The organism is Candidatus Omnitrophota bacterium, assembly GCA_028699255.1.
Classification (GTDB): Bacteria; Omnitrophota; Gorgyraeia; order 2-01-FULL-45-10; family 2-01-FULL-45-10; genus FEN-1322.
The window spans coordinates 1-16,823 of the sequence record JAQVUX010000008.1; the positions used below are offsets into that span (position 1 = coordinate 1).

2 protein-coding genes are annotated in these 16,823 nt (G+C 48.1%); both read right to left on the reverse strand.

What is annotated here, in order from left to right:
- Window positions 1–15,313, reverse strand: a 15,313-nt coding sequence (locus PHS46_06930; GenBank protein MDD3906240.1) for a hypothetical protein, incomplete at its 3' end; no start/stop codon positions are given.
- Complete coding sequence (locus PHS46_06935) at window positions 15,306–16,709, reverse strand: hypothetical protein (protein ID MDD3906241.1); 1,404 nt, start codon at window positions 16,707–16,709, stop codon at window positions 15,306–15,308. The genes PHS46_06935 and PHS46_06930, both read right to left, overlap by 8 nt.
- Window positions 16,710–16,823: the final 114 nt, after the last annotated feature.

Sequence of the window (16,823 nt, forward strand, 5' to 3'; positions counted from 1 at the left end):
TATCAGAGCTGAGAAGATTATCAGGGCTGAGGAGGTTATCAGAACCAGTGAGATTATCTGAACCAGGGAGATCAAAAGTCAGGCCGAGGCTCGCGACTGGGATAGCGCCGGTTATTTTCAGGTCTCGACCGATATCAAGCGTTACAAACTTATCGCCTAATAAATATTTAAATGTGGCGCCTGCCATATCCGGGGTAATCCCGGTAAAACACGAGGAGACGAGCGTATAGCTTTTCAGGGAATCACTTGAACTTAGCGTCTGGGAATTTAGATTTGAATTCGTCGAGAGTTGTTTTTTGGTAGTAACTGAGATCTCCTTTTCCTCCCGGGCGAGGGATGTCGTGCCAGTATTGTCCGCAGACTCTGCACCGATATAAGTTATCGTCGCCAGACCAGGCAATAAGGTTGAGGAGCTTGAGTAACTCGTCTTCTTCAACAGACTCTCTATGCCTTGATTCTCTATCTCCTTCGTAAGTACCGTATATGTCCCGTCTTCCTTCGCAACAAGATCCCATATGAATTTTTCTCCTTTGTTATTGACACTGTAAATATGTTCTATAGATAAGCCTTTTAACTCAAAGTCCTGGATGGATAGGTTTTCAATAGCCCATTCCCTTGCTCCGCTTAAAGTCTTGCCTGTACCAAGATTGCCAAATCCGCGCTCCGCGGCGTTTATAGGTGTTGAAAGACCTAAGTCTTCGGCGCCTCTAAAGACAATAACGGTATCCACGTTAGTGCGAAGCTCTGTGGCCTCAAAATCTCTAAATAAACTGAATCTCGTCGCAATCTCTTCGGGAGTAATGGCATTGGCCACATCTTTATATGCGCCGATGAAAGCCTCGTTCCGGGTATTTTCACGAGCGAATTTTACTGTTCCGCCAAGAAGCTTTTCTGCGTTATTTGCGCTCATTGCCCTAGCGAATAGGCCGTCTTCAGGCAAAGGGTTGGCAAGTTTTGTAAAGAGCTTACCGCCGTCTGAGAGAACCGCTCCATCAGCCTTACCGAGAAGTTTGGATAAAGGCGAGGCCATGAGCTTTTCTCCGGCGGCAGGCATGACTACAGCCAGGCCTATCAGGAGAAATTTGTTATTCAGGCCGAACTCATCGTTTTCGGCGATGCTTAACGCCGTAACCCCGGGGAATACCCAGTCGGTTCCCAGATAATCGTTATCAAGGCCGGTGTCGTAATCACCTGCCGCCCAGTCATGAAGAGAGCTATAACCGGCAAACCCAAGCAGGCTATCGGATACGGATTCCACCCTGTTGGCGATGTATAGATTATACGACGTATCTATGGCCGCGTCCATAACGGAAGCGCTTGGGGACAACCCCGGTATGATGACAGAGGATAAGGCTTTACCAAACACCGTCGATAAGAAGCCTTCCAATGACGATGCCGCCTTTCTCACGGGAGCATCACCTCCGGCGGTAAGCTCCATGGTTATGGCCGAGGCAAGGTTAGAAGTTTTAATATAGTCTACAAGTTTCGTTTTAAACGACTCCGCCATATAATTAAGGCCTTTGGCTATGTAAAACTTCATCGAAAGATAGTTTACCAAAAGCCCTTTTAACGAATCGGATATAATGGCAGTCGAAACATACCCCGCAAGATCGGGACGGATACTCGATAGCGCCTGTGATAAGGCGATGAATGAGCCTACCGCGTCCCGCACCGAGACCGCGGTACCAGCCGGTCCTACACCCGGAACGGAAAGCGCCCAGAACTCTTCGGGGATATCGGAGGGCTGGAGGCTGTATCCCGGATCAGACAGGCGTAGAATCTGTTCGGAGAGTGCGGCCATAGCCTTACCATCGGTTCGTATATCGTTTGCCGGGACTGTGTCTGCCTCGTGGCCGGGATAGGTTTTTACCAGATTAAAAGATTTGAATGATCCATCGGAAAGCTCGGCAAAATAAGTCTCGGTTATGGATAAGAGAGAGCCTTCGGAATAAGCGTAGGAGCGGATCGTAATGAGCTCGCCTGTTTTATCGTAGATGTCTTCCTCTATAACGCGTCCTTTCAAATCCTTCGTGATATCGATTTCGCCTATCGATATACTGATAGACTGGTACTTCTGGCACTTGAGGCCTAAGTCGAGCGAGTAGGCGCCGGTAGCGACATCTATCGTGAATCCGATAGATGTGGTAGTGCTAAAGAGAGATTGCTTCGTCGCGGCTTCGCCGCTCCTCGCAATGACGGATGCTTCATTGATACCTAATTTAGCCAGAAGTCCCGGAGAATCCATGAAGACAGAGGCCAATACGGTTACGTTTATGACGTAATTCCCCTTGCCGTCTATCGCGAGCAGTATCTTGAAATCTTTTAAATTACTGCCCGCTATTTTGACGAGGCCGTCGATAGCCTGGGAGAGCTTATACTGGCGCAGGTCGCCTTTGGATAATTCCTTTATTATGGCCTTGATGTCGGCCGTATCGGTGCTTATCTTAATGGCTTCTATATCTACCTTGCTCGAGGAGATATCTATAGCGAATATGATAGAGTATTGACCGTCTTTTAAGAACGCGAAATTAGTATTCAAATAAGCGGTTACGGATTTTTTCAGATCCTCGTTTTTGATGGCGGTAGTGCCTTCCACTTCGAACGTCGCTCCGACTATCTCGGAGGAGGAATCGGGGGATATCCTCACGTCGATATGCAGGCTCTTCACGTCAGAGATAGCGATATTTTTCGTTATGGCGTCTTTGAGCTTTGAGACATCCTTGCGGCCGTCGGAGTGCGACAATAGCTTCTCGGCGTCTTTTACATCGAGGAAGAGATAGACCTCGCCTGTCTTCAAATCCATCTCGATATTAATCCTGTCGCCGGATTTAAGTCCCGACATGGCGGCCCAGTCTTTTGCAGTGCCTTTTAAGCTATCGAATCCCACCTCACCCTGTAGATACGCCTTCTGCCCATCCTCTGTCATCACTATGCGGGCGTAGTCACCTTCCTTTAGCGAGAAGTTGGCGTTGTAGCTCGCCCGCGCCTGGTCGGAAGCGAGTATATTGAGCACTCCTTCTATCTTCGTCGCAATGTCCTGCGATATGTCGAAGACGACGTAGAACTCCCCGTCGATGGAATTATATAAAAGAGTAACGGAGGTTATGTCGAGCGCCTGGGCTACTTCGAGAGCTTTACCGGTGAGGAATGAGGCATCTATTTCGGACATATAGATGAAGCCGGAGGCGGTTGCGTTTTTGTAAAAATCGCCTGCCCTGACGGAAGAAGCGGCCTCCTCGAGAAAATCGGCGGAAGTGTATTCGGATGCCGCTTTCGAAACGCTGTAAGCTTGAGCATATGTGTCCTGCAATATGCTGTTACGCTCCGTCGCTAACTGATAGAAGTCGGAGGTCGACCGAATGTCAAATGTCCGCAAATCATACGAATCAAGGTAGAAGTCTTTCGCGGGCTCGTATATATTATAGTCGAAAGCCCTGAGCACACTCGCTTCTTTGGCGTCGTTATAAAATCTCTCTTCGCTCGTCTCCTGATACTTATAACTATCGAGACATTTATCACTATTATAGGTCTGGTGTAATGAAGGTGTTTTCAGATAATCAAAATACCCGCCTATAACATTCTTCGTGACAGCCGAGAGCGCGCTATTTAATTCCGACGGATTCTGCTCGACGTAGTAGTCGATCGCGGCGATCGAGACAGACTCTATGGCGGCGAGCGTCATGTATACGTCACTACCCGCGGCGAGGTTTATTTTGCCTATCGCGTTATCGTAGCCATAACCTATCGCCATAGAAGCAAAGGATGAGACCGCCGAGGTAAGAAAAGTGTTCCAACCACAGGCGTCGCCTGCAATGACTATGCTCTTCGACACAGCCGTCTGGATGAGCCCTTTGCATACAGCGTTCCAATAATTTTCCGCGGTAGTCGCCGATTTCCCGGCATTGATGAGATTACTGAAAATACCCTGCACAGATTCGGGAAGTAATTTTTTTGCGGCGGCGAAAAGATTATCAAAGAAATGGTTCATTTGCAAAATATCTAACCCTATCGAAACACCGAAATTGACCCAACTAAATGTACCGTTTGCCATCGACATTATCGCGTCAAACACCGTGGCCAGGATACTGCCAACCCCCTGAAAGCCCGGGATGACATTGATCGCCTGGAGAAATACGTCTACTATCGACTGGAACCAACTGCCAAACGAATCCCAGAAGCCCGACTCCACGTCCATGTTGACATATTCATTTTTCGTCTGGGAGGTCTGCGCGCCGTATTTATCGTAGTCCGTCCATGTCTCACTGTGCTGGTGCACGGTAATGGTGGAGTCCTTGCCCTGGCTCTCGCTGTATGAATAGTCGTAGTAGTAATGATTTTGCGAAGTAAGGAGATTCCCGATAGAGTCATATGTATAAAGATTTTCACTGTAACCGTTTTCGATCGCGGTGTAATTTTCTACAAGTTGTCCTAAGCCGTTATAACGCGAGCTGTCCACATGCGAAATCGCACCGTCGATCGTGGTCGTGTAACTGCACTGCCGGCCGTTTGAGTCATACTGGATACCGTTGGTTATAGTGGTCTTGGCGGACAGCGTATTGCCGCTCGAATCTTTGGTCGTGACTATATCTTTTTCGTACAGGATGAGGCTATCGGTATTATAATACGTGGCCGTCCGCTGGGTGGTAATCTCGCGCCATTCCAGCGCGGAGCCGGAGGAGATATCGACGAGCCCGGTATCGGTCTCGGTGAAAGTCTTGATCCTGCCCGAGGCGTCGTAAGTCCCGTCGGTAGTAACTTTATGAGTGGTTATGCTGGTTACGTCGGTACGCGTCGTAGGAACCGTAATATCCTCCGTCCAGCCGGTAAGATTACCTTTGGCATCGTAAGTCATGTCGTATCGCACTGTCGCAGTGGTGACATCGATGGCGGCGGAGGTAGAAGAGTCGGTGCCGTAGGTGCGCGTTATTTCGGTGTAGCCGATTATCCTGCCGTAATCGTCGTAGGCCACGTTACTGAAAACGCTGTCGGTGATCTCATCCGGGGCGGAAGAGCTGACGGATACATCCTCGTATCCTGTGAGAATGCCGCCTTCGTACACCATATTCGAGCGCGTGGTAGTTACCGTAAAGTCGAGAGTACCGTCGGAGCTTACGGTATGCGCGACCTCGGTGTAGCCGGTAACTTTATTCGCCGTGTAGCCTGTGGCCGTCCAGGTCGTGGTGGTGGTAACGGTGCCCTCGCCGGTGTCGCCCCAGTAGCCGCTCCAGGCACACTCACTATCGACCTTTGTATATTGCAGTATGTTATTTTTTTCGTCGTAAACGTAATCCGATGTCTGGCTCGTCTTGTGGACAAGATTGACTGCGGTGTAGTCGTCGGAAACGGCCTGCATTTCGTACATGTAATGATAGATGTCTTCGTTACCGCCTCCGGCGCCGTCGTCCACCCTCTTGGCCTGACCGTAGAGTCTTACCTGTATCTGAGTAACACCCGTCCAGCCGGCAGAGTCAGTAACAACAGTATTATTCTGCGAGTAACCGCCGGACCAGTCGCCGCCGCCGGAGCCGAATTCATCGGCCAAGACGGTTGTTCCGCTATCCGAAGTTATGGTTATATATACGCCCCACGCTCCGGAGTTATTAGAGGCGCCCGACCATGTCTGGGCGAAACAGTACAAAAGCCATGACAATGATACTATGTCCTGGGGCGTCGTGAACGTCCATGTCCAGTAGGTATAGTTGCCGTTATAGTAATATCCGGAGCCGCCTCTTTCTCTGTAGTAATATCCACTGTAGGTATCCAGGTCCCCGTCGCATGCGTTCGAAGCCGAAGTGCTAAGACTGCTGACATACGAATTCACTGTAAGGATGGTGGACGAGCAGACATCGGTCACCTGCTCATACTGGTAGTCGTCCTCACTCGTTTCGGTTGTAGCGACGCGCCCTTCCTCGTCGTAAGTCGCCGCCCACGTCGTGCTGTAGATTACGGCTTCGGCGGCGCCGAATATGTTCATGTCGTCCGATGAAAGGCTCGAATATCCCCCGGCGGAAAAGATATCGATATACGCGGAGATATTCTGCGAAAGCGCGGCAGTGCCGTCGAAGAGACTGTAGGAAGCGGCCTCACACCTTATATCGGTGGAATAGACCGCGTGTCCGTCCGAATCGTAGGAACATGTCCATTTCGACACGTAACTACGCTCGTCGGCCTTGTGATAATACGTGACTATCGAGACCGGCTTTTCGTTTTCATCGTATCCTTCCACGCTATCGACTACGACGGCAATCGAGTCCTCGTAATACTCCTTATGCACAGACACCGTCAAGACATTACCGTCGGAAGTGTAAGTGTAGGAATACGTCTCAAGCCGCGTCGCTACGCCGGTAGAATCGGTCTCCTCTACGAGGACGCGCCGGCAATCCGCGTCATAGGTAAACTCCGCGGACGAGCCGTCGGAGAGGTTGGACACTGAAACGCTCAAGGCCCCGTCGGAAGAGTCTGTGTAGGCTATCGCCGCTATCGTATTACCGGAGCCATCCTGTAGCTCCGAGAACCTGTTGTCCGAATAAATGAATACGTTGCCTTTGGCGTCGGTGATTTTTGCAACCTCGCCCTCGGCATTATATTCTATCGACGTCGCGCCGGATAGGTTTATGTCCTGATAAGCCTCGCTCGCCTCAAGCACACTTATGATGTCGTTGAAATAATCCGCCGCGGAGGCCGAACCGGACCTTGAGCCGGCGGCCTCGTCCTCACCGCCGGATAAACTGCCGGAACCAATTAAGGCTTGGTAGCTTTCGGAATATTCGAAATATATGAGCCGGTTATCGGTGTCGTAGATAGCGGTGTAGTCGCCGTTTGTCACGACGGTGGTCTCAACTTCGCCTTTCGTATTATATTTATACGTGCGCAGGGAATAATTTTCGCCGAAAAATATCGTATCGTCACCGGAGGCCACCTTGTCCTCGATAATTTTGTCCTTGTCGTAAACGATGTCATAAACGGTCGATATGCTTATGGCGGAATCGTCCGACGTGGTAAGCGTATAGCTTTTCATGCGGCCGCGGCTATCGTAAACTATGCCGCTCTGTTTGGAATAATCGCCCGTCCGGACAAGGTTTTCGTCGAGCTCCCAGGTGGTTATCGCGCAAGCGTTATCGCCTGAATAATCGTCGAGAGTTACCTCCTTGTACGTGGTATCCTCGTTTGGGACTACCGTTATCACATTGTACGAGGCGAGGTGCTCGTCGGAGTCGTAAATGTAGTTTTCCTGTGTCGTGACCTCGCCTGTCCGGTCATACGCGAGCGTAGCATCATTCCAGACTACGACACTACGCACCATACGATTATAACGGCCGTCGGAGTCGAAGTCCGAAAATGCCACCTCCGTCGTCCGGGAGAGCGTACCGGAAGAAGCGTCCCACGCCCATTCACCACCGGGCGTGTATATCGCCTCGATATATCCCGTATTCCGGCCTTCGGAGTCGTAGGTAAAATCCGTCCTCGCGTAATAGTCCCACTCGGCGGTATCTTCCCCGGCATACTGGCAGGTCGTGCCCTCCATGTAGCAAATCTCTTCATGGCCCCTCGCGCCGGAATATTCGGCCATGCAGTTTTGAGTCAGTCCTGTCACATCGGATGAGCCTTCCGCGCCGTCAAAGTAGGTATACGATTTGGCAAGCGTCCACCCGGCGCCGTATTCATATATAACGGTAGACTCGATCTGCGCCACGGAGGAATCGGAAGCGGTGGTATGGGCTTGCGAAAAAAACATAACCTCGGCGCCTTTCAAGCCTTCATAATACGCAATATTCACAAGCTCGCCCGTCTGGTCATGCGTCTTCGCCGCGGTAAGCGCGTCCTGGACAAACGCATCCGGCGCGCGTAAATTATCAGGGCCGTAATAATAATATACTGTCGACTTCACCGCGCCGTCGTCATAATAATTTACCGTGTAATCGCTTATTTCAAAACCGGCGAGCCCCGCGAAATATGTTTCGGAAAGTTTTGTTGCGCCGAGCGAATCGTATGTTATTGTTTCCGCCAAAGCGCCGGATAAAGAATAAACGTAATTTGTTATACTATCGACGGCGCCGTTATAATAATTCGTGCAGGTGTCGGCTTTCTCTTCTCCTGACAGGCCTTTGTAAATCGTTTCGGATGTGATGTTGCCGTCGGAATCCGTGGCGATGGTAAGTAATAGGCTCCCTGTAACGCCATCGTAAGTATACGAGGTAATAGTATCAAGATATGGACTACCGTCGGGATCGACGCTATAGCTTGTTGTGAAAATTATTTTTTCGCTTCCCGATAGGCCGGAATATTCGCCTACCGATGTTACAAATCCTAAAGAGTCTTTCGTTATTGTTCCGGTTATAGCGCCGGATGTAGCGTAGGTATAGGTTGTGACACCAACGATGTTATAATTCTCGTCGAAGGTGGCAACGCTTGTTAATTTTTCGCATCCCGAGAGGCCTGAATAAGCCGATTCGGATGTAACAATGCCGCTCGAATTACTCATTACAGTTTTAGTTAACGCGCCCGAAACGTCATAAGAATAGATTGTGGCGGTTAATATATCCCCGAGTTTATCAAGGGTGGTGGAGCTTGCGATCTTTTCTTCGCCCGAAAGTCCGGAATACGCAGATACGGATGCGACGACATCCTCAGAGTCAACCGTAACGGTCAATACAAGAGCGCCGGACCCGTCGTACGAATAGGTTGTGACCGTTAAAGCATTACCTGCGTCGTCAAAAGTTGTGACTGCGGAAGCTTTCTCGTATCCCGATAGGCCTGAATACACGGATTCGGATGTAATAACGCCGCTCGAATTTTTAGTTACGGTTTTAGTCAAAGCGCCCGATGCGTTGTAAGAGTAATTTGTCATCGAAAGCATATCGCCGGACTTATCATAAGAGGTAGCCGACAATGCCTTCTCGTAGCCCGTAGGGCCCGAATATGTGGATTCGGATGTAATTATACCGTCGGGATCGGTCGTAACAGTCAGGATAAGCGCGCCGGAGAGGTCGTAAGTGTAATCTGTTTGGGTTAAAACATTATAGAGCTTATCGAAAGTTGTTACGGATGAAATTTTTTCTTCGCCGGTTAATCCTGTATAAAGAGTTTCGGAGGTAATTATGCCTTGCGAATCGCGCGTTACAGTCCCGGCAAGAGCGCCGGAGGCTGTATAAGAGTAGTTTGTAACTGTAAGAGCATTATGAAGCTTATCAAAAGTCGTCGACGACGTTATCTTCTCCTCGCCGGAAAGGCCGGAGTATGTGGATTCGGATATAATGATACCGTCGGGGTCAGTAGTTACTGTGCCCGCAAGAGCGCCGTAGGCATCGTAGGAATAACTTGTCGTCGAGAGGGCATTTTCCAGTTTATCAAAAGTAGTAACGCCCGATACTTTCTCTCCCCCTTCGCGGCCGGTATAAACAGAACTTGAAGTAATAATGTCATCCGCGTCTTTAGTTATAGTAGCTATCAGGGCGCCGGAGGCGTCGTAAGTATAAGCAGTGACCGATACAATATCATGAGATTTATCGAACGATATCGTGGATGTGATTTTTTCGAATCCAGAGAGTCCGGAATATACAGACTCGGACGTAACTACACCGTCGGAATCAACCGTAGCGGTCGAGGCTAATTCTCCGGAGGCGTCATAAATGTAGCTGGTCGCAGTAACGACGGTGCCGGAATTGTCAAAGGTTGTAACCGTAGAAATTTTTTCATATCCTGATAGCCCCGAGTATGCGGATTCGCATTTAATCATACCCGTCGAATCACTCGTTATTGTTTTCGATAAAGCACCGGCGTCATCATAGGAGTAGATCGTAGTAGTTAGAACATTGTCGGAAGCGTCATATGTTATGATGGACGATACTTTTTCCTCACCCGAAAGTCCGGCATATAAACTCCTGGAGGTAATAACTCCGTCGGAATCGCAGGCTACAATCGACGCAAGAGCGCCGGAGGCGGCGTAAGAATAAGCTGTGGTAGTTAATATGCTACCGAGATTATCAAAAGTTGTTGAGCTTACGATCTTCTCCTCACCTGATAGGCCTGAATAAACGGATTCAGATGTAGTAACACCGCCGGAATCGGTCGTAACGGTCAGAGTTAATGCGCCTGAAGCGTCGTAAGCATAGTTTGTAATAGTGAGGATATTGCCGGTTGCGTCAAAAGCCGTAACTGTAGAGGCCTTCTCTTCTCCCGACAGCCCTGAGTAAACCGTTTCGGATGTAATGACGCCACCCGAATCTTCTGTTACCGTTTTTATCAGCGCGCCGAAGGAATTGTAAGAATAACTCGTCGTCGCAAGAACATTGCCCGTTTTGTCAAAAGTAGTAACAGACGCTATATTCTCCTGATTCTCAAGGCCGGAGTAAGACGTCGCGGAAATAACAACGCCGGTCGAATCGGTAGCCGTAGCAAGTGTAAACGCCCCGGCTACATTATATGTATAGGAGGTGGTCGTTAAAACATTATGCGATTTATCGTATGAAATTACCGACGAGATTTTTTCATAACCCGAAAGGCCTGAATAAACTGATTCAGATATGATTATACCGTCGGAATTATTCGTGGCTGTCGATATAAGAGCTCCTGAGATATCGTAAGAGTAGGTTGCAATCGTTAAAATATTGCCCGATTTATCGTATGCCTTTACAGTAGAAACCTTCTCCTCGCCCGATAGCCCTGAATAAACTGTTTCGGACGTAACAACACCGGATGAATCTTTCGTTATATTTTTTGTCAGCGCGCCGGAGGCATCGTAAGAGTAATTTGTAATCGTAAGAATGTTATGGTTATCGTCGTATACGGCAACATATGAGATTTTCTCATAACCGGATAAGCCCAGATAGATCGTCTCGGATAAAATTGTGTCGGCAACATCAGAAGTTACTGTTTTCGCGATAGCGCCGGATGCGTCATAAGAGTAAGTTGTGATTGTAAGAGTGTCGTGCAATTTGTCAAAAATGGTAACGCTTACCACTTTTTCCTCGCCCGATAGCCCTGAATAAACGGATTCGGACGTAACTACACCCGAGCCATCGGTAGCGGCGGTTTTTGTCAGGGCGCCGGAGGCGTTGTAAGTATAATTTGTAATTGCAAGCGCCACTCCGGATTTATCGAATGTTGCAATCGTAGAAATTTTTTCGGCGCCGGAGGGGCCCGAATATACAACTTGCGATGTAATTACATCATTTGAATCGCAAGTTACAGTCGAGCAAAGAGCTCCGGAAGAGCCATAAGAGTAAGACGTCGCTGTAAGAATAACGCCAAGGCTGTCGAAAGTAGTGATGGTCGAGACATTCTCGTAGCCGGATAATCCTGAATAAATAGTCACGGACGTAACGATGCCATCGCTATTTTTTGTGATCGTCGACTCAATAGCGCCGGACGAGGCGTAAGAATAAGTTGTGATCGCGAGAATACTGCCTGACTTATCGTATGTTGTTGCGGTGGAGATTTTCTCTTCGCTCGACAGGCCGAAGTATGTAGATTCGGATATAATAATACCGTCGGAGTCAGTAGTTACGGTGCCCGCAAGAGCGCCGGAGGCCGCATAAGAGTAAGCCGTAGCGGTTAACACATTCCCGTTTTTATCAAAAGTCGCGGAAGAAATTATTTTCTCCGCACCCGAGAGGCCCGAATAAACGGTTTCGGAAAGCTTTATGCCATCGGCGTCAACCGTTATTGTGTTTATCAGGGCGCCGGACGAGGCGTATGAGTAACTCGTGGTTGTAAGAATAGCGCCGAGCTTATCAAGCGTCGTTACCGCAGAGACTTTCTCGTAGCCTGAAAGGCCCGAATAAACGGTTTCGGAAAGCTTTATGCCATCGGCGTCAGCCGTTATTGTGTTTATCAGGGCGCCGGACGAGGCGTATGAGTAAGCCGTAGCCGTAAGAATATTTCCGGACTTGTCGAATGTCGTAACCTGCGATATCTTCTCCCGGTTTTCCAGGCCGGAATAAGAGGCTTCGGACGTAATTACGCCGCTTGAATCGCAAGTTACCGTCGATGTAAGAGCGCCTGAGAATGCGTAAACATAATTTGTCTTTGTAAGAATTGTACCGGATTTATCGTACGATGTAACTACAGATACCTTCTCCTCGCCCAAAAGACCGGAATAAGCCGATTCGGATGTAACGATACTATCCGCATCGCAGGTTACTGTATTGGCAAGCGCGCCGGAGGCCGTATAAATATAATTTGTGACGGCAAGGATATTGCCGGATTTATCGTAACTCGTGACTGTGGACGTTTTTTCATAATCCGAAAGGCCTGAGTATGTTGTTTCGGAAGTTTTTATACCGTCGGCATCGCGTGTTATTGTCGAATCAAGCGCGCCGGAGGCGTCATAAGAGTAGCCCGTTGTGGTAAGTATACCGCCGATATGATCAAAAGTAATAACGCTTAATACTTTCTCGCACCCCGAGAGGCCTGAATAGACAGATTCAGACACGATAACACCGCCTGAATCTTTTGTAACCGTTGACAAAAGAGCGCCGGAGGCGTCATAAGAGTAACTTGTGATGGTGAGAATATTACCGGTTTTATCGTAAGTGGTGGTTAAAGATATCTTTTCCTGACTTTCCAGGCCTGAGTAATCTGTTTCGGAAGAAACTATACCGCTCGAATCGCAAGTTACTGCTTCAGTCAAAACGCCGGATACGCCATAGAAATAACTTGTGACGGTAAGAATAGTGCCGAGCTTATCGAGCGTTGTTACCGTGGAGACTTTTTCCCTGCTCGATAATCCTGAATAAACCGACTCGGATGTAATAATACCGTTCGCATCATAAGTCACGGTCGAGTAAAGAGCGCCGGACGAGGCGTAATCATATTTTGTCAGCGCGAGAATGTTACCCGTTTTATCATATGTAGTAACACTCGCTACCTTCTCGTCCTCTTTACGGCCCGAATATGACGTCTCGGACGTGATTACGCCGTCTGCGTCTATAGTTACGGTAGATTCCAACGCCCCCGCCGCGTTATAGGAATAATTCGTTACCGAAATAACATTGCCAATCTTATCAAAATTGATGGCCGACGCGATTTTCTCGTAACCCGATAGGCCGGAGTAGAAAGATATGGCCGTAATTATACCATCGGGATCGGCCGTCATCGTACTGGTAAGGGCTCCGGATACGTCATAAAGATAACTTATTATCGTCAATACGTTTTGCGACTTATCGAAACTTACGGCATACGAGATTTTCTCATAACCGGCAGGGCCGGCATAATAAGTCTCGGACGAAACCGCGCCGAAGGAGTCGTAAATTACGGTCGAAGTGATAGTTCCGGCAATATTGTAATTATAGAATGTGGTTGTGAGGATAGCCCCCGCAAGATCGTACGCTGTGATGGATATAGCTTTTTCACAGCCCGACCTTCCATCATATGTAGTCTCGGACGTCTTTATACAGTCGGTGTTATATATAACGGTTGTCTCGAGATTATTTGCTATTCCATAACTATAATACGAGATCGTAAGAATATCGCCTGAGAGATCAAAGCTTGTTACATTTGTTATCTTCTCCTGCCCTTCGGAACCTGAATATACGCTAAGGGATATCTTCACGCCATTTGGATCAAATGTCATTACAGTACCGAGAGAGCCGTTAGCATTATATTGGTATGCGGTCGTGGTAAGAATATTGCCTGAGAGATCGTAGCTGGTACCGCCGGAGGCTTTTTCATAGCCTTTATTGCCTATGTATAGCGTATTCGAAACGAGTACACCTTTTGCAGTATCATATCCTATATTCGAGTCTAATAGACGGTATGTATCGGTCTCGGTAAGGGCATTATTCACATATTTATAATCTGTGCGGACGGTAATGGCTCCAGCCGTAATATCAAACGTAAAGGTATGCGTTTTTAGCTCTTTACCTTCAGAGCCTTTATAAAAAGTTACCCCTTCCACCACAGCGCCTGTCAAGTCATAAGGATCGCTCGTCCCAACATATGCCGTAATCTTATCGAGGGTGCGCTTATTACCGTCTCCCCCTATCGCCGAATTATCGGCGTCTACGGCTAAATCATAATTATAAACGCTTACGCTCGCTATGGTCGCGCCATCGGGCGCGTAATCATAAGAAAGCGTTATTACCTCATAATCTTTCAAACCAGTATACTCAGCGCACTGGCTTAAAACATAAGCGCCTTCCTTTATATAATAAGTAGCGGTCTTTTCGAGATGGCCATCGGTATTATAGATATAGCTTGTCTGGTATGCGGCCTTATAACTATTTGTGGACGTATCAAGATAATACGATGTCAAAACACTGTCTACTACTTCATGGCCTTTTGCGCCTGTATAGTTTGTTTTAGAAATTAGGTATTGGTCGCAGGATTCGGAATTAGCTCTAAGATCTGTAAGACTGTCGGAAAGCGTCAAACCTTTTATGTTATACGCTCTCGTCTGACTTATGGCGTCGTCGCTGTTATAATCGTAGCAATCGATCCTTCCCGCGACACCATCGGCATAGTCACTTAAGGCGTAAGCTTCCTTCTCCTCACCTGACGAGCCTTCATATATGGCCTTTGAAACTAAAGAACCGCCGGTAGACAAATCGCCCTTCCATGCGTTAGAACCCGATGCTTCAAAGTCTATCGTCACAGCCGTTATATCGTAGGTATTTACTTCCGCAAGAGCCGAGGATGAGCCATATTCATAGATAGAGACAGATTCAGGCGTTCCGTCGACATAATCGGATAATATATATTCGATTTTTGCACTGCCCGATGAGCCGGAATACACAATAGTTTTTACTTTGAGCGAATCGGATAACTGGGTATAGTCGCCTGCCGTGTAACTTGCCATAACTAAGCTTTCGCCGTCTTCGCTCACCTTCTCAAGGCTCGAATTAGCCCACGACGCTTCCGCAAAATCACGGATGTCATACGAGGCTATCTTCGATAGGGCGCCTCCGGAAGTATATGTATAGACGTATATCTGTTGCGGCTTGCCACTGGGGTCATAATCGGTAAGAGTGTACGCGACCTGTTTGCCGGAAACCGCGGCCGAGCTCGAGCGTTTCTTCTGCAATACCAGTGACTCGCTCTGGACGGGCTGTTGGCTCTGGATGGTGTAATTGGATTGGGTCTCGACTAAGTTTTTCTGGCTTATGACCGCCTCGTGCCTGGCCTGCGCATAAACAAGATAGGCGGGCGCAATATAATTTTGGGATTTTTGAGAATTGTCGGGAAGAAGAGATTTGGATGCGGAATATTTGTATTTGTATGAGAATGTGTCGGCGGCGAACGCAATCTGATCCCACATAAAAGTAAAGGATAGGATCAAGCACATAGCTCTGAATAAAATATTTTTATTATTCATGGGCCGCCTTCTTCCTGATAATAACTCCGTAAATCAAAAATGTAAAGGCCAATATGATAAGGAATAGCTTGGTCAAAATATCGCCGTGCGCCGAATAGAACGTCTTTGCCTTTACCTTATATATATCGCCCCGCAAAACCCCCGCTTTGTCCGCAGGGATCTCTTTTATGACTTTACCGAACGGGCTTATCACTTCGGTTATACCGGTCTGTGTCACCCGTCCCAGATACCGCATACTCTCGGCCGCGCGAGAACGGGCGAAGAATGTCACATATCGCTTTAGCCAAGAATGATCCAGGTCGACGTCGCTTAGCATGGTGATAAAATATTCGGCGCCGGAGTTCACATAGGCCCTGAATATCTCCGGGCTGAATTCCTCCCAGCATATGGCAAGGCCTGCGTTATCTGCATAAAGCTTGGCGCTGAATTGCCCGGGCATGACATGTTTATTAAAAACAAACGGTTTGCACGAATAGTACGTTTCTTTAATATTACCGTCGGGACCTATAATAAGCGCGCTGTCATAATATGCGCCCTTTCTTACGGGGTCGTTGCGTATGGAGCCTATAATGAAAGTTTTCCCGGATCTCTTCACCTCGTCGAAAAGAGGCTTTGCCTTATCTGGAAAGCGGGCTATTATATCCGTAGGGAAAGTGTATTCCGGCCAGATCACGATGTCAACGCTGTCGTCCGCCGCCGCGCTCAACGCGGCATAACGCCTCACCCTGTCGTCGATATTATCTTTATATCCGAAGAACGTCCGTCCCGGTATAGCGCCCTGGACGAGCGCAACTTTCACGAGTTTTCCCGTCACATGCAGATAGCCGGGATCCTTGATCGTCGAGAATACGAAAGACGCGATAAAAACCACGGCCAGAATGCACGATAAGATGAACGACGAGCGGCTTTTATCCGCGATGAATTTCGCCGTAGCGGAATTGAATAAAACCACCAGTGCGGTAATCCCTATGGAGCCCGTATACCATATTACCGGAGCGGATACCGGGATCAGGACACCCACATCGAACATCGCCGACAACACCGATTTGAAATTGAAAACATAAAGCATCCCCGTCCATACAAAGCACGGGATAAATACCGTCGGAAAAGTATTATTAAACTTATGGATTAGAAATACGCTCGCCGCAAAAAACGTGAAAAGAAAGGCCGCAATGATAAAAACACCCATTATATAGATGAAGGGGTTATATAATATAACCGGCAGAAACGCCAGCATGGCGGATACGCCGGTAACTGTAATAATGGAGCGGGTGCCTGTTTTTTTACGCGCATCGGCGGAATAGGCTGTATAAAGAAACGGCACGAGGAAAATAAGCACCGCGTAATTGGAGATCGCGTAAGGACTGACCAGGAATAGGATAGACAGAATGTTCATAGCGCCACCTATGGAGTAACCGGAATTTTTAACGGTTTAGTTATCAATATACTGCTTATTTCAATATTTGTCAATGTCTTTTTGACAAATGACGAGAACCAACGCTTTTGCCGC

Coding starts and splice junctions, on each gene's coding strand:
- PHS46_06935 (MDD3906241.1), bottom strand. CDS start 16,709: ATGAACATTCTGTCTATCCTATTCCTGGTCAGTCCTTACGCGATCTCC.